The sequence below is a fragment of the Streptomyces panacea genome (assembly GCF_040560175.1).
Classification (GTDB): domain Bacteria; phylum Actinomycetota; class Actinomycetes; order Streptomycetales; family Streptomycetaceae; genus Streptomyces; species Streptomyces panacea.
In genome coordinates this window covers 14,077-29,676 of sequence record NZ_JARJHW010000046.1, presented here as the reverse complement: position 1 = coordinate 29,676, position 15,600 = coordinate 14,077, and the positions used below count along the sequence as shown (strand labels likewise).

15 protein-coding genes are annotated in these 15,600 nt (G+C 69.8%); 9 read left to right on the top strand and 6 right to left on the bottom strand.

The window, feature by feature from the left end:
- Positions 1–126: 126 nt before the first annotated feature.
- Positions 127–1,833, bottom strand: coding sequence for a bifunctional 3'-5' exonuclease/DNA polymerase (locus P3L51_RS14010; protein ID WP_354605510.1), 1,707 nt, complete (start codon positions 1,831–1,833; stop codon positions 127–129).
- Positions 1,834–2,039: 206 nt separating this feature from the next.
- Between P3L51_RS14010 and P3L51_RS14005 the strand changes: the two genes are divergently transcribed.
- Both P3L51_RS14005 and P3L51_RS14000 read left to right on the top strand, forming a co-directional pair.
- Entirely contained in the window at positions 2,040–2,954 is a 915-nt protein-coding gene (locus P3L51_RS14005) for an NADP-dependent oxidoreductase (protein WP_354605509.1), read from the top strand.
- A 309-nt stretch (positions 2,955–3,263) separates the two neighbouring features.
- Positions 3,264–4,226, top strand: a complete 963-nt coding sequence (locus P3L51_RS14000) for an SDR family NAD(P)-dependent oxidoreductase (protein ID WP_354605508.1) — start codon at positions 3,264–3,266, stop codon at positions 4,224–4,226.
- A 13-nt stretch (positions 4,227–4,239) separates the two neighbouring features.
- On the opposite strand, the gene P3L51_RS13995 is transcribed toward P3L51_RS14000, so the two are convergent.
- Positions 4,240–4,806, bottom strand: coding sequence for a sugar O-acetyltransferase (locus P3L51_RS13995; RefSeq protein ID WP_354605507.1), 567 nt, complete (start codon positions 4,804–4,806; stop codon positions 4,240–4,242).
- 223 nt (positions 4,807–5,029) lie between these two features.
- Here P3L51_RS13995 and P3L51_RS13990 point away from each other — a divergent pair, with 223 nt between their 5' ends.
- A complete protein-coding gene (locus tag P3L51_RS13990) occupies positions 5,030–6,265 on the top strand; it encodes a DUF2786 domain-containing protein (protein WP_354605506.1) in 1,236 nt (411 codons plus the stop codon).
- A 55-nt stretch (positions 6,266–6,320) separates the two neighbouring features.
- On the opposite strand, the gene P3L51_RS13985 is transcribed toward P3L51_RS13990, so the two are convergent.
- Entirely contained in the window at positions 6,321–6,812 is a 492-nt protein-coding gene (locus tag P3L51_RS13985) for a hypothetical protein (RefSeq protein ID WP_354605505.1), read from the bottom strand.
- Between the two features lie 263 nt (positions 6,813–7,075).
- On the opposite strand from P3L51_RS13985, the gene P3L51_RS13980 reads away from it, so the two are divergent.
- On the top strand, positions 7,076–7,312 hold the full coding sequence (locus P3L51_RS13980; protein ID WP_031230206.1) for a DUF397 domain-containing protein: 237 nt from the start codon (positions 7,076–7,078) through the stop codon (positions 7,310–7,312).
- Between the two features lie 26 nt (positions 7,313–7,338).
- Here the strand turns inward: P3L51_RS13980 and P3L51_RS13975 are convergent, their stop codons facing one another.
- Positions 7,339–7,833: an ATP-binding protein gene (locus tag P3L51_RS13975; protein WP_354605504.1), complete on the bottom strand. Its 495-nt coding sequence runs from the start codon at positions 7,831–7,833 to the stop codon at positions 7,339–7,341.
- Between the two features lie 336 nt (positions 7,834–8,169).
- On the opposite strand from P3L51_RS13975, the gene P3L51_RS13970 reads away from it, so the two are divergent.
- Entirely contained in the window at positions 8,170–9,051 is an 882-nt protein-coding gene (locus P3L51_RS13970; RefSeq protein WP_354605503.1) for a Sco1979 family transcriptional regulator, read from the top strand.
- Between the two features lie 176 nt (positions 9,052–9,227).
- Complete coding sequence (locus P3L51_RS13965) at positions 9,228–10,685, top strand: aldehyde dehydrogenase family protein (RefSeq protein WP_354605502.1); 1,458 nt, start codon at positions 9,228–9,230, stop codon at positions 10,683–10,685.
- Between the two features lie 18 nt (positions 10,686–10,703).
- On the opposite strand, the gene P3L51_RS13960 is transcribed toward P3L51_RS13965, so the two are convergent.
- Positions 10,704–11,480 (bottom strand): bleomycin resistance protein, encoded by a 777-nt coding sequence (locus P3L51_RS13960; RefSeq protein WP_354605501.1) that lies wholly within the window; start codon positions 11,478–11,480, stop codon positions 10,704–10,706.
- A 40-nt stretch (positions 11,481–11,520) separates the two neighbouring features.
- Between P3L51_RS13960 and P3L51_RS13955 the strand changes: the two genes are divergently transcribed.
- From P3L51_RS13955 to P3L51_RS13945, 3 genes are all read left to right on the top strand, one after another.
- On the top strand, positions 11,521–12,162 hold the full coding sequence (locus tag P3L51_RS13955) for a PadR family transcriptional regulator (protein WP_354605500.1): 642 nt from the start codon (positions 11,521–11,523) through the stop codon (positions 12,160–12,162).
- Between the two features lie 128 nt (positions 12,163–12,290).
- Positions 12,291–13,226 (top strand): ATP-binding cassette domain-containing protein, encoded by a 936-nt coding sequence (locus P3L51_RS13950; RefSeq protein ID WP_354605522.1) that lies wholly within the window; start codon positions 12,291–12,293, stop codon positions 13,224–13,226.
- A complete protein-coding gene (locus tag P3L51_RS13945; protein ID WP_354605499.1) occupies positions 13,223–14,011 on the top strand; it encodes an ABC transporter permease in 789 nt (262 codons plus the stop codon). Before P3L51_RS13950 ends, P3L51_RS13945 begins: the two co-directional genes overlap by 4 nt.
- Positions 14,012–14,168: 157 nt before the next feature.
- Here P3L51_RS13945 and gad read toward each other — a convergent pair whose 3' ends face one another.
- A complete protein-coding gene (gene gad / locus P3L51_RS13940) occupies positions 14,169–15,587 on the bottom strand; it encodes a glutamate decarboxylase (RefSeq protein WP_354605521.1) in 1,419 nt (472 codons plus the stop codon).
- Between the last annotated feature and the right edge of the window lie 13 nt (positions 15,588–15,600).

Genomic DNA, 15,600 nt, shown 5'->3' with positions numbered 1-15,600 from the left:
CCGGTCGCACGGCGGTTTCCCCGGCCGGGCGACGTCCGACCCGGTGACCTGCTCGGCACTCTCACCCGCCGTCGTCGCCTCACGCACTCGCCTCACGCACTCGCCTCACGCACTCACTTCGCGTACTCACTTCGCATCCGAATACCGCTCCACCGTCGCCGTCGTGAAAGGAAACCGCACCGGCGTCTCCCCGAAGGCGATCCGGCCCGCCAGCTCACCCGCCTCGCGGATCGCCACCGCCACGTCCGCCGCCTCCGACAGCGGACAGTGCACGATCACCTCGTCGTGCTGGAAGAAGACCAGCTCGGCCCGCATGCCCGCGGTCGCGCTCCGCAGCGCCGCCAACATCAGCAGAGCCCAGTCGGCCGCGCTGCCCTGCACCACGAAATTCCGTGTGAAGCGCCCGCGCGCACGGGCGTTGGACGACGCGTACCCCGGCGTGAACTCGTCTCCGCCGGAAGGCACTTCGGTGGACGACGGGTCGTCGGCCTCCTGGGGGATGCCCGCCTCGCCGCCGTCCTCCGAACCGGCCGCCGGAGGGCTCGTCCGGCCCAGCCACGTCCGTACGAGCCTGCCCTCCTCGCCCGCCCGCGCCGCGTCGTCGACATACTCGACGGCCTTGGGAAACCTTCTTCGCAGGGCGGCCAGATTCTTCAGGCCGTCACCGGACGTCTGGCCGTAGATCGCGCCGAGCAGCGCGAGCTTGGCCTGCCCTCGGTCACCGGCGAACGCCCGGTCCGACAGCACTTTGTACAGATCGTCGTCATGCCCGGCGACCTCCATGAGCCCCCGGTCGCGGGAGATCGCGGCCAGCACGCGCGGTTCCATCTGGTCGGCGTCCGCCACGACCAGCCGCCACCCGTCGTCGGCGACGACCGCTCCCCGTATGACGCGCGGGATCTGCAACGCGCCGCCGCCGTTGGTCGTCCAGCGGCCGGAGACCGTACCGCCCGGCAGATACTCCGGGCGGAAGCGGCCGTCCCGCACCCAGTCCTGGAGCCAGCTCCAGCCGTGCGCCGTCCAGATGCGGTACAGCTTCTTGTACTCGATCAGCGGAGCCACCGCGGGATGGTCGATCTCCTCCAGCTCCCACCGCCGCGTCGACTTCACCTTGAACCCGGCCCCCGTGAAGGCCTTCACCACGTCCGCCGGCAGATCGGGCCGTACGCGCCGCCCGAACGCCTCCGAGACCTGGTCAGCCAGCTCCGCCAGCCGCCGAGGCTCACCCCCGCCCGCGTACCGCTCGCCCAGCAACTCGTCCAGCAGCCCACGGTGCACATCCGCCCGCCACGGCAGACCCGCGGCGTGCATCTCGGCGGCCACCAGCATCCCCGCCGACTCCGAGGCCGTCAGCAGCCGCATCCGGCCCGGATGCGCCGCCTCGTCGTGCCTTCGCTGCTGCTCCGCGTACACCTCCAGCAGCCCGTCGAACGGCACGTCCGCCCCCGCCCGCGGCTCGAAGAGCGCGGACTGTGAACCCGGCTCGGCGGCACGCTGCGGCGGATCAGGCGGTACGGGCCCACGCCGCAGCCGCGCCCAGGCGGCGGCGGCCGACCTGGGCTCCCCGAGCCGCCCCTCGTGGCCGAGGAGCAGCAGCTCCGCCGCCTCGATGTCGTAACACCGCTCCACCCGCACCCCGGCGGCCAGCAGCCGGGGCGCCAGCTCGGCGGTGGACCGCCACACCCACCGCGTCACCTCCGGGAGCCGTGCCCGGACCGCCTCGACGAGATCGGGCTCGCGCAGCACGGGACCGGCGGGGCGCGCGTCCGCGCCCAGCGGCGCGAGCCACGCGCCGCCGCCCTCCGCCGGGGCCAGAGCCCACCGTCCGATCATGCGTCCGAGTCTCCCAGCAGGGTCTGACAACGGGCCGGTGCGCAACTGACCCGGTGGAGCGGACGCGGACGGAACTGACCCGGGCGGAACATTCGAGAGGCGGACGGGGCTGTGCCCGGAGAACATCGAAATGACTCACATGACATGACTCACTCACTCACTCCGACCACATCGACATCGCTCCACGGAGTTCTACGGAGGCTGACATGCAGGCGATCGTTTTCGAGGAGTACGGCGGTCCTGAGGTGCTTCAGCTCACGGACATCGAGCAACCGCAACCGGGGCCGGGTCAGATCCGCGCGTCCGTCCGGGCGGCGGGGGTCAACCCGGCCGACTGGAAGATCCGTAAGGGCTGGATGCAGGAAGCCTTCCCGATGAGCTTCCCCGCCGTCCCCGGCAGTGAGTTCTCCGGGGTCGTGGACGCCGTCGGCGACGGCGTCATCGGACTCTCCGTAGGAGACGAGGTCCTCGGCTGGTCCGTCGGCGGCGCCTACGCGCAGTACACGCTGGCCACCATCGTCGTGCCCAAGCCGGCCGGGCTGAGCTGGGACGTGGCGGCGGCACTGCCGGTCGCGGGGGAGACGGCCCGGCGGGTGCTGGACGACCTGGCCCTCAAGCGGGGGGAGACCGTCCTGGTGCACGGCGCGGCCGGATCGGTCGGCTCGATGGCGGTCCAGCTCGCCGTGGCGCGCGGCGCGACGGTCGTCGGCAGCGCCTCCCCGGCCAACCACGACTACGTACGGCTGCTCGGCGCCACCCCGGTGACGTACGGCGACGGCCTGGTCGAGCGCGTCCGCGCCGCCGCGCCCCAGGGCGTGGACGCGGTCTTCGACGCCGCGGGCAAGGGCGCCTTGCCGGACTCGATCACCCTGCGCGGGGGCACGACCGACCGGATCATCACGATCGCCGACCCGACGGCCGCCGAGCACGGCGTGCCGTTCTCCTCTGGCGGCTCGACCCCGGAGGAGAGCCGCGCGGGCCTCACCGAGCAGGCCCGACTGGCGGCGGACGGCACGCTGCGCGTCCTGGTGGCGCAGACTTACCCCTTGGCGGACGGGGCCCAGGCGCAATCGGCGAGCGAGTCGGGCCACACGCGCGGCAAGCTGATCATCAAGCCATGACCTGACGGACCCCTGGGACGGGACGGGGCTGGACGAGGTGCTGGACGAGGTGGGACGGGACGCGGCGGGGCTGGACGAGGCGGGGCTGGACGATGCGGGACACGGAGGGACGGTGGACGGGGCCGGTCGGAGTCGGGGACTCGCGGTGTCGGATGTCGGGGGTCTGTCAGCTCCCTGTCGGTCGCCGCTGCGAGCCTTGGAGCCGTCGGACGGGTGAAGGCGGCGCGCGTGAGCGCGCCGCCCCGTCCATCTCCGGCGAACCCAGCCGGCCAGTCGGCCGGTTGTCCCGAGTACGAGGAGCCCGCCCTCATGTCTTCCCGATCCGGCACCCGGCCGTGGGACGTTCGACAGCTGCCTCCTGCCCCGGGCCGGACCTTCCTGGTCACCGGCGGCAACGCGGGGATCGGCTACTTCGTCGCGGAGCAGCTCGCCGCCACCGGAGCCACGGTCGTGCTCGGCAGCCGTAGCGGCGAGAAGGCGGAAGCCGCGAAGGTCTCCATCCGCTCGCGTGTCCCGGGCGCCGACATCCGCCACCTGCCGCTGGACCTCGCCGATCTGTCGTCACTCAAGACCTCGGTGGACACCCTGGAACTCGACCATCTCGACGCGGTCGTCCACAACGCCGGGGTGGCGCTCGACGAGCCCCCGCGCCGCGAGACCGACGGCGGCGACGAGCTGATGTTCGGGACCAATCACCTCGGTCACTTCGTACTGACCCAGTGGCTGGCGCCCTTGCTGTCCGCCGCGCCGGAGGGGCGCGTCGTGACGGTCGGCAGCTTCGCGGCGAAGTCCGAGCGACTGGACCTGGCCGATCTCCAGTCCACCGTGGACTACCGCCCCAAGCGCGCCTACGGCCGGTCGAAGCTCGCTCAGATGTACTTCGGCCTCGAACTCGACCGCCGCCTGCGCGCCGCGAACAGCACGGTGCTCAGCGTGCTGGCCCACCCCGGAGGCGCGCTCGACTCCCTCACTCCGTCCCGCCCGCCGGTCCACGTCCGTACCGCCGGTGAACGGCTGCGTGGTCTGCCCGTCGGTCTCCTCATCCAGGGCAAGGAGGCCGGAGCGTGGCCCGCCGTGCGGGCCGTCCTCGACCCGGAGGTGAGCGGAGGGCAGCTCTGGGGGCCGCGAGTCTTCGGCCTGCGCGGCAGGCCGCGGACCGAGACCGTCCGGGGCCACCTGGCCGACACCGCTGTCGCGGCGCGCCTGTGGGACGCCACTCGCGAGATGACCGGCGCCGATCCCGCCCTCGGATTCGGCCCCCGCCTCCAGTAGTGCGCGGGGCCCGTTACTCCAGCTCGCGGACCACCCGCGCCGGGTTGCCGACCGCCAGGACCCCGGCCGGCAGGTCCTTCGTGACCACGGCTCCCGCGCCGACCACCGTGTTCTCGCCGATCGTCACGCCCGGACAGACGATCACGCCGGCGCCGAGCCACACGTTGTCTCCGATGATCACGGGCGACGCCCGCTCGAAGCCCGCCCGGCGGCGCTCGGTGTCGAGTTCATGGGTAGGCGTGAGCAGTTGCACGTTCGGGCCGATCTGGACGTCGGAGCCGACGGTGATCGGCGCGCAGTCGAGGAAGACCGCGCCGAAGTTGATGAACGTGCGGGCGCCGATGCTGATGTAGGTGCCGAAGTCGCAGTTGAACGGGGGCCGGATCCGTACGCCCTCGGCCACCGACCCCAGCAGCTCGCCCAGGATCCGCTCGCGCCCGTCCGCGTCGGGCAGCCCCTCCCCGCCCGTCCCGTTGTACGCGGAGCACAGATCGGCCCGCCGCCGGGACTCCGCCTCAAGCTCCTCGTCGTCCGGCAGGTACCACTCGCCGGCCAGCATCAGCTTCTTGTTGTCGCCCATGTGCGTGCGTGTCCTCTCGTCGGGAGTTCCACCACGGTAGGGCGGGGCGCCGGATCGCGGGGCGGAACCCCCTCATCCTGTGGACAGACGGGCGACTGTGCAGGTCGCGCAGTAGTTCGATATGCACAGCCTGTGGATAACTCATCTTCTGGGACCATGGACGGTGGCCCGTCGTCGCGACGGCCGGGGGCGGGACGATCAAGGGACAAGGGGAGACGCTGCCATGCCAGGTGCGCCAGGCGAGTCGGAAGCGGTCGGCGGAACGGTCGACGGCGCCTTCGCCGCCGCGCTCTACGCCGACGCGGCGGCGGGCGGCGGCAGGGGCCTGGACACCGGCGCCTCGCTGCTGGCCGCAGACCCGGCGGCCGACACCGAACTGCGCCGGCGCGGCGAGCGATTCCTGCGCCGCTCCTGGGAGCGGGGCTGGCAGCCCGCCGATGTCGTACGGCTCGTGAGCCGTGACCTCGACGAGCCGCACATACGGCTCGTCGGTGAGCTGATATCGGCGGAGGCCGTCCGGTACGAACGGGTCGCCCCGCGCTGGGGCGCCCAGCTCGCGGAGATCGCGGCGGACCTCGAAGCCGACCGCAAGGCCGGGACCGCGCCCCGGTCCACCGACCGCTTCTCGTACGCGACCACCGCGCTGGAGCTGTACCGGCTGCTCGTCAGGCTCCCGGCGATCGAGGCCGTGGGACCGGTGCCCGGCACGCCCGTCCATGTTCCGGCGGCCGACGGCGAACCGCGCATGCTCACTCGGATCCGCGCCCTGCTGGCCAAGGCGGAGGGCACCGACTTCCCGGAGGAGGCCGAGGCGCTGAGCGCCAAGGCGCAGGAGCTGATGGCCCGCCACAGCATCGACGAGGCCCTGCTCGCCGACCGCGCGCACCGCGGTGACGTACCGGGCGCCTGCCGGATCGGGGTGGACGCGCCGTACGAGACGGCGAAGGCGATCCTGCTCGACGCCGTCGCGTCCGCCAACCGCTGCCAGTCGGTGTGGAACAGCGGATTCGGTTTCTCCACCGTGGTCGGTTTTGAGCCGGATCTGGAGGTGGTGGAGCTGCTGCACACGTCGCTGCTCGTGCAGGGGACCGCGGCGATGACCCGCGCGGAGGCCGCCCAGCGGGCGTCGGGCCGCAGGCGGACGAAGACTTTCCGGCAGTCGTTCCTGATGGCGTACGCCCACCGGATCGGCGAACGGCTCGCGGCCACGGCCGAACAGGTCACGGCCGACGCCGCCGGCGCCGAGGCCGCTGGTGCCGGCTCCGGTACGAGCGCCCTGACGGCCGGCGGAGAAGGGCGGCTGCTGCCCGTCCTGGCGGCGCGGGACATGGCGGTCACCGACCGCGCGGAGCGGATGTTCCCCGAAACGGTGCGGACGAGGGTGCGCGGCGTGACCGACGGCGAAGGGTGGGCGCACGGCACGGCGGCGGCGGACCGGGCCCGCGTCACCTCCTCATAAAGAGGGCGCCGTTTTCTCGTAACCCGGCGCCCTCATCGAGAGAAAGCGGTCTCCATTACGGCACCGGAATGTCCGTCGGCAGCCCCTCGGGCAGTTTGCCGGGCTCCGTCTTGGCGAGGCTGTCCTTCGTGCCGCCCTCCCACGAAAGCACCAGCGTCTTCCCGTCGTTGGAGTCGATCGACCCCATCGTGCGGTCGGTGTCCCCGTCGGCGCACTTGAGCGACAGCATCGGCTTGCCGCCCATGTCCTGGACGTCGCCCTGGCAGATGTGCTCGTCGGCGATGAGGGCGGCCTTGCCCTCCTTGACGGACAGCGCGACCGCCTTGCCCTCCGTCATCCCCGCCCAGCTGCCTTCGAGGCTGTCGGCGGTGGAGCCGGTGTCCGGGGTGGATTCGCCGGTAGCGCCGTCCGGCTCGCTCGGGGCCGGTGCGCCGGTGCCCTTGTCCTTGCCGGAGTCGTCACCGCTGTCACTGCCGCCACAGCCGGTGAGAGTGAGCGCGACGACGAGTCCGGCCGCGGCGACGCTGCTTCGTACGAGCTTGTGCATGTCTCTGTCCCCCATCACTTCCACGACCGCGCCAAGCTACCAGGACGGCCGCCGCGAAACTGCTGCGGCGAGTTCCGGACGAGTACGGGAAACACCGGCACCGAAAGGGCTTTCCGTTCGTCTCAATGAATGAGGCATAGTTCGCAAGCCTGTAGTCAAGGGAACACCCCCCGTGCACGTGCATCTGCTCATGCATTGGCATGTGAACACAGCTATGATCCGAGCTAGTTGACACTTGCACCATGCAACTCGGGGAGCGTCCTGTGCACCACGCGTACAATGGCATGGCGGCCACCGAGCTTCACGGAGTCGTCTGGCAGAAGAGCAGGCACAGCAATTCCCAGGGCTCCTGCGTCGAGTTCGCCAAACTGCCCGGCGGGGGTGTGGCGGTCCGGAATTCACGCCACCCCGAAGGACCCGCCCTCGTGTACACCCGGGCCGAGATCGTGGCCATGCTGGCGGGTGTGAAGGACGGGGAATTCGATCATCTGACGGCCTGAGGTCAAGTCCTCAAGCCGCCCGTCGGTCATTCGGTCCGTAGCCGGAACAGTGCCCAGACCACCTTGCCGTGCAGCGAGCCGGCGAGCGGATGCCAGCCCCACGTATCGCTGAACGAGTCCACCAGGAACAGTCCCCTGCCGGACTCCGCGGCGAAATCCTCGTCCGACTCGCGCGCCGCGGGACCCGCGTGGCTGGGATCGCGCACCGCGCACACCAGCCGGGTCGTCCAGCGCATCAGATGCAGCCGTACGGGTGGTTCCTGCGGTTCGCGAGGCGTGTCCGAAGGGAGGGCGTGCCGCAGTGCGTTGGTGACGAGTTCGGAGACGACCAGCGCGACATCGTCGAACCGGTCGTCGAGTTGCCACTGACAGAGTGTCGTCCGGGTGAACTGCCGCGCGCCGCGCACCGCTTCGTAACGGGCGGGCAGCGCGCACGACGCCGAACTGGAGACGGCTGCGGGATCGATCGGCGGAAGCCCCTGCCTTAACGGCTCGAGCACGGTCGATCCATTCGTCCCCATGCGAGGCACTCCCCGGGATTCGCGGCCGTAGCGATACTGCGGTGGTACAGCGTCACAACACGTCAAACACGAACGAGCACGCAGGTGCGGCGAGGCCCATGGTTCCCAATGCGCAGAGCAGATGCAAGGGCAGATGCACGTGCACGCGCCCGACTTATCCAAGAATGTGGCGTTCCGGATTATTTCTTCTCTCGACCACTTTCTTGCTCTTCCCAAAGGCTTCTCATTTCTGTAATCGAATGAGTACGGGCTGAAGCGTTTGATGGCACAATCCGGCTCTCAGGGTTCGGGGGTGCTCCGAGGGTGTCGTGGGACAAATAGTGGGAGATGGACCGTATGGGGAGGGTTGGAGACGTGACCGCATTGGAACCGGGCGGATCCGTGGTGCGGCGCATACTGCTGGGCTCGCAGCTGAGGCGGCTGCGCGAGTCGCGCGGCATCACGCGCGAGGCGGCCGGATACTCGATCCGCGCGTCCGAGTCCAAGATCAGCCGTATGGAGTTGGGCCGGGTGAGTTTCAAGTCCAGGGACATCGAGGACCTGTTGACGCTCTACGGAGTCGCCGACGAGATGGAGCGAGGGTCCCTGATCGGTCTCGCCCGTGAGGCCAACGTCGCCGGCTGGTGGCAGAGCTTCGGCGACGTACTGCCCGGCTGGTTCCAGACGTACATCGGACTCGAAGGCGCCGCCTCATTGATCCGTATCTACGAAGTCCAGTTCGTGCACGGCCTGTTGCAGACCGAGGCGTACGCGCACGCGGTCGTCAAGCGCGGCATCCCGAACGCACCCCAGGCGGAGATAGACCGCCGCGTCGCGCTGCGTCAGGAGCGCCAGAAGGTGCTCGTCTCCGAGCGCGCCCCGCGCTTCCACGCGGTGCTGGACGAGGCCGCCCTGCGCCGCCCGTACGGCGACCGGTCCGTGATGCGCGGCCAGTTGGCCCATCTCATCGAGGTCTCCGAGCACCCGACGGTCACGCTCCAGGTGATGCCCTTCAGCTTCGGCGGGCACGCGGGCGAGAGCGGCGCCTTCACGATGCTGCGCTTCCCCGAGTCCGACCTCTCCGACCTCGTCTACCTGGAACAGCTCACGAGCGCGCTGTATCTCGACAAGCGGGAGGAAGTCACCCAGTACGAGCGGGTGATGACGCGGCTGCACGAGGACAGCCTCGGGCCGGCCGAGAGCCGTGATCTGCTGCGAGGTCTGCTGCAACTCTCCTGAACGAGCGCGCGGTCGACCATGAATGACCGTCAGTGACCACGAATGACCGCAACCGATCGAAGCCGTCCGAGCCGCGCGAGCGACGATATTCGGACGTTCTTGAAGCCCCTTGACTCTGATGCGGCGTAAGTATGATGACGTGACATCAGTTTTCCGGTTCTGAGGTTAGGGATCACATGTCCTTCTTCGCCGAACTCGACCAGCAGTACATCGACGGCGAGTGGCGGCCCGGCAGTGGCTCGTGGGACATCATCGTTTTCAATCCCTACAACGGCGAGAAGCTGGCCTCGATCGCGGTGGCGACCGCCGACGAGGTGGACCAGGCGTATCAGGCCGCCGAGCGCGCACAGGCGACGTGGGCGGAGACCAACCCGTACGCCAGGAGGCAGGTCTTCGAGCGCGCGCTGCGCGTCGTCGAGGACCGCGAGGAGGAGATCACCGAGGCGATCATCGCCGAACTCGGTGGTACGCGTCTGAAAGCGGCGTTCGAGCTGCGCCTCGCCAAGGAACTCCTGCGCGAGGCCGTACAGCTCACGCTGCGCCCCGAGGGCCGGATACTCCCCTCGCCCGTGGACGGCACGGAGAACAGGGTCCACCGCGCGCCCGTCGGCGTGGTCGGTGTCATCAGCCCCTTCACCTTCCCCTTCCTGCTGTCGCTCAAGTCGGTCGCCCCGGCGCTGGCGCTCGGCAACGCCGTCGTACTGAAGCCGCACCAGAACACGCCGATCTGCGGCGGGTCCCTGGTGGCCAAGGTGTTCGAGGACGCGGGGCTGCCCGCCGGACTGCTGAACGTCGTCATCACCGACATCGCCGAGATCGACGACGCGTTGATCGAGCATCCGATACCGAAGGTCATCTCCTTCTCCGGCTCCGACCGGGTGGGACGGCACGTCGCCGTCGTCTGCGCGAAGAACCTCAAGCGCTCCGTGCTCGATCTCGGCGGGAACAGCGCGCTGATCGTGCTCGCGGACGCAGATGTCGACTACGCGGTCCACGCCGCGGTCTTCAGCCGGTTCGCGCACCAGGGCCCCGTCCGTATGGCGGCGAACCGCATCCTTCTCGACCGCGCGGTCGAGAAGGAGTTCACCGAGAAGTTCGTCGCGAAGGTCAGGACGCTGACCGTCGGCGACCCGGCCGACCCGAAGACGGTCATCGGCCCGCTCATCAGCTCCCAGCAGGCCGACGCCGTCGGCGCGCTGGTCGACGAGACCGTCGCGGCGGGTGCGACCGCGCTGGTGCGCGGCACCGTCGACGGCAATCTCGTCTCCCCGACCGTGCTGACCGGTGTGGCCGTCGACTCCCCCGCCCTGACCCAGGAGATACTCGGCCCGGTCGCGATCCTGCTGCCGTTCGACAGCGAGGACGAGGCGATCAGGATCGCCAACGACACCCGGTGCGCGCTCAGCGGCGCCATCCACACCGGCGACATCGAGCGGGGTGTACGGGTCGCGCGGCGGATCAACACCGGCATGATCCACGTCAACGACGGCACCGGCCGCGACGAACCGATCGTCCCGTTCGGCGGCGAGAAGCACTCCGGGGCGGACTGGCTGAACGCCGAGTCGATGGTCGACGCCTTCACCACCCAGAAGTGGATCTCGGTGCAGTACGGGCGCTCCAGCTTCCCGTTCTGAGCCGGAGACGGCCGGGAGCTAGCGGCTCTCCGCCGGGATGTCCGGGAGATGCCGGAGTGACTCCAGCAGTTCCGCGGCCCGCCCCGTGTCGTCACTCACCTCCGTGCGTTCCGCCTCCGTCAACCCGACGGCGGCGGCCCTGTCGAGGAAGCCACGTGCCTCGTCGATGTCGTCCAGACGCTGCGCGATGTCGCCGCGCAGCACGAGCATCCGGTAGAGCTGCACGGCGGTCGGCGACGCTCCCTCCTTACGGATGCCGCCGTCGCTCGCCTCGGCGTCCTTGAGGGAGCGGTCGAGGATCTTCACGGCGGCCCCGAGATCCTGCTTCGAGTCGGCGAAGGCCACCGCCAGGTGCAGGGCTCGCGCGTACGGCTCCTTCGGAGGACGCTGATGGTGCCCGTCGCTGTCGGCGTCGTTCGGCTGTCCGATCCGGATGGTGTTGCCGGCCGGGTCCGTCATGAGGAACTGCCGTACGCCGTACGACATCTCCTTGACCGGCCCGATCCGGGGCAGCCCGCGGGTCGGGATCCTCCCGTACGCCGCTTTGAGCCCGGTCCGGAAGGCGCTGTGCATCCCGTCGACGTCGTCGGTCAGCACGTAGCAGCCGCTGAACGACTCGGTGGGCTCGTACTTCTTCATCCCGAAGAACTGCAGCTCCACGTCACCGCGCTCGACGACCGCGTAGGCGTAAGGACTCTTCTGTATGAAGGTGATCTCGAAGCCGAGTGCCGAGTAGAAGTCGACTACGGGTTGGATGGTCTGGCACGGGAGGAGCGGGATGGTCTTCTCTGTCATGTCGAGTAGTCTAGTCAAAGTTGAATAGAAGGGTACGGCGATGTCAGCGATCCGGCTGCTGGTGCTCGGCGCGGTGCGCCAGCACGGCCGCGCGCACGGCTATCAGATCCGCAACGACCTGGAGTTCTGGGGCGCGCACGAGTGGTCGAACGCCAAGCCCGGCTCGATCTACCACGCTCTCAAGCAGATGGCGAAGCAGGGCGAGCTGCTGGCGCACGAGGTCGCGCCGAGCACGGCGGGTGGTCCTCCTCGTACGGAGTACGAGCTCACGGAGGCCGGGACCGCGGAGTACTTCCGGCTGCTGCGTGAATCCCTGGTCGCCTACGACCAGAAGACGGACGTGCTGTCGGCCGGTGTCGGCTTCATCGTCGACCTGCCACGCGCGGAGGCCGTCGAGCTGCTGAAGGAGCGCGTGCGGGCGATCGAGGGCTGGCGGGCGTCCGTGACCGAGCACTACGTCCCCGAGGATGGCCCGGAACAGCTCGGGCACATCGGCGAGATCATGAATCTGTGGATCAGTCAGGCCGACTCCGGGGCGGAGTGGACACGCGGATTCATCGAGCGCATCGAGGCCGGCGCGCATGTCTTCTCGGGTGAGGGGGACCCCTTCGTCGGGGTGCTCGCCAAGGGTGAGGAGAACCCGTACGCGACGGGCGTCCCCGCCGAGGGTGACGACGACTGACCATGGCGGACCCGGCGGGAAATCGCAACTAATCAAGTTTGATTAATCTCCTCCCGGGGGTTATCTTTCTGCTCGTAGTCAAGTTTGACTACGAGGTGGAGGGGCTGGAGGCGAAGGCATTGACCGACGTGACGGAAGTGATCGTCATGGCAGGTGTACGCAAGCGGTACGGCGAGAAGGCCGCGCTCGACGGGCTCGATCTGGTGGTGGCGCGCGGCACCGTGCACGGGGTCCTCGGGCCGAACGGAGCGGGCAAGACGACGGCCGTACGGGTGCTGGCCACGCTGCTGCGGCACGACGAGGGCGTGGTGCGGGTGGCAGGGCACGACATCCGTACGGAGGCGCGGGAGGTACGCCGGCGGATCGGGCTGCTCGGGCAGCACACGGCGGTGGACGAGGAACTGAGCGGACGTCAGAACCTGGACGTGTTCGGGCGGCTCCACCACCTCGGCGCCCGGCGGGCCGCCTCGCGCGCCGAGGAACTGCTGGAGCGCTTCGGGCTCGCCGACACCGGACGCAAGGCGATCAAGCAGTACAGCGGGGGAATGCGGCGCCGCCTCGACCTGGCGGCCTCGCTGATCACCGATCCGGCGGTGCTCTTCCTGGACGAGCCGACGACCGGACTCGACCCGCGCGGGCGGGCCGAGGTGTGGGCCGCCGTGCGCTCGCTCGTCGGCGGAGGCACGACCGTACTGCTGACCACGCAGTATCTGGAGGAGGCGGACCAGTTGGCGGACCGGATCTCGGTCGTCGACGGCGGACGCGTGATCGCCGAGGGTACGGCGGACCAGCTGAAGGCGGAGGTCGGCGGCGACCGGATCGACATCGTCGTCCGCGACGCGGGGCAACTGGGCGCGGCGGCGGGGCTGTTCGGGGACGAGGCGACGGTGGACGAGGACCGCCGGCGGATCGGGGTGCCCGCCGCGGACCGGATGGCGGCGCTGACGAGGACCGTACGGGCGCTGGAGGCGGCCGGCATCGAGGCGGAGGACATCGTGGTGCGCAGGCCGACGCTGGACGAGGCTTTTCTGCGACTGACGCACCGTACGACGGAGGCCGTATGAGTACGACGAACGCCTGGGTGCTCACCGACAGCTGGACGATGACGCGGCGCGAACTGGCCCGCTGGCAGCGGCAGCCGGTCCAGGTGGTCATCGGGTTGATCTTCCCGGTGCTGCTGTTGCTGATGTTCGGCTACCTGATGGGGGCGGGGCGTGGTATCGAGGGCGAGTACATCGGCTTCCTCGTCCCCGGAATGCTCGCGCTGACCATGGTCTTCGGGCTTGAGGCGACGATGTTGGCCGTCACCCAGGATCTGGGCAAGGGGGTCATCGACCGGTTCCGCTCCATGCCGATGGCGTCCTCGGCGGTGCTGGTCGGCCGGAGCGTCGCGGACATGTTCCAGTCGGCGCTGAGCCTGGTGGTGATGATCGGGGTCGGGTTCGCGCTCGGCTGGCGCTGGCACGGCGGATTCGCTGCACTGCTGGGGGCGGTGGGGCTGCTGCTCCTGCTGCGGTTCGCGATGCTGTGGCTCGGCATCCAGCTGGCAATGGTGGCCGGCAAACCGGAGATGGTGCAGGCGGTGCAGATCCTGGTCTGGCCGATCGGTTTCTTCTCCAACGCCTTCGCGACTCCGGAGTCCATGCCGGGCTGGCTGGGGGCCGCGGTCGAGTGGAACCCGCTGTCGGCGACGGCGACCGCGGTACGTGATCTGGGGGGCGTGCCGGGGCAGTTGAGCGGCTCGTGGGCGGCGGAGCACGCGCATCTGCTGGCGGTGGCGTGGCCGGTGGTGCTGATCGCGCTGTTCTTCCCGCTCGCGGTCGGGCGGTTCCGCGGACTGAGCCACTGACCGTCCGGCGATCGGCCGGCGTCCGGACGCCGGCCGATCGCCGGGTGGAACCTTCCCGGGGTTCGCGGTGTATCAGAGGCAGAACCGCACGCGGCGCACGGTGCGCCGCGGATCTCGGGGGGACTCCATGCGCGCAATCTCTACGCCCAGGCGCCGGTCAATGGTGGAAGGCCGTGGCCGCCGACTTGTCCCGGCCCAAGGGGTGCGGCTGGCGCCGCAGTTCCGGCAGCAGCAGCCGCAGATCGGCGAGCAGCAGCGCGGCGAGGTCGGCCGAGAATCCGTTGCGGCACACCACGCGCAGGACGGAGAGATCCTCGCGGTTGGCCGGGAAGGTGTAGGCGGGCATGAGCCAGCCGTGCTCCCGCAGCCGCCGCGAGACGTCGAAGACGTCGAAGTTCGTCACATGGGGCGCGGTGGTGAAGGCGAAGACGGGCAGTTCGTCGCCGTGGGTGAGCAGCCGGAATTCGTCGATCGCCCCGATCTGGTCGGCCAGCCCGCGGGCCACGTCCCGCGCCGCCTGCTGGACGGCCCGGAATCCGTCCCTGCCGAGCCGGAGGAACGTGTAGTACTGGGCGACCACTTGCGCGCCCGGCCGCGAGAAGTTCAGCGCGAAGGTGGGCATGTCCCCGCCCAGGTAGTTGACGCGGAAGACCAGTTCCTCGGGCAGTTCGGCCGACGTGCGCCACAGCGCCCAGCCCACGCCCGGGTAGACCAGGCCGTATTTGTGCCCGGAGGTGTTGATCGAGGAGACGCGCGGGAGCCGGAAGTCCCAGACGAGCTCCTCGTCGAGGAAGGGCGCGACCATGGCGCCGGACGCGCCGTCGACATGGACGGGGACGTCCAGACCCGTGCGCTCCTGGAGGGAGTCGAGGGCCGCGCAGAGCTCGGCGACGGGTTCGTACGAACCGTCGAAGGTGGAGCCGAGGATGGCCACGACCCCGATCGTGTTCTCGTCGCAGAGATCGACGGCCGCCTGCGGGTCGAGGTGGAAGCGGTCGCCTTCCATGGGAAGGAGTCGGGCCTCGACCTCCCAGAAGTTGCAGAACTTCTCCCAGCAGACCTGGACGTTGACTCCCATGACGAGATTGGGCTTGGCGCTCCCCGGATAGCGGTCCCGGTTCTTCGCCATCCAACGGCGCTTGAGCGCGAGCCCGGCGAGCATGCAGGCCTCGCTGGAGCCGGTGGTCGAGCAGCCGACGGTGGCGGACGGGTCGGGCGCGTTCCAGAGGTCGGCGAGCATCGTGACGCACCGCCGCTCCAGCTCGGCGGTCCGTGGGTACTCGTCCTTGTCGATCATGTTCTTGTCCCGGCACTCCGCCATCAGCACACCGGCCTGGGTTTCCATCCAGGTGGTGACGAAAGTCGCCAGATTGAGCCGGGAGTTGCCGTCCAGCATCAGCTCGTCATGGACCAGCTGGTAGGCCGTGGACGGGGGCATGGGGCCGTCGGGCAGCCGGTGGGTGGGCGGGGCGGACGTCATCCCGTTGGTGGGGTCGGCCTCGCCGAAGAAGGGGTTGAGCGACAGCCGGAGCCGCTCGGTGTGGTCGTCCGCCGGATCGTCCGCCGGGCCTCTCATGTTGCCTTCGGCG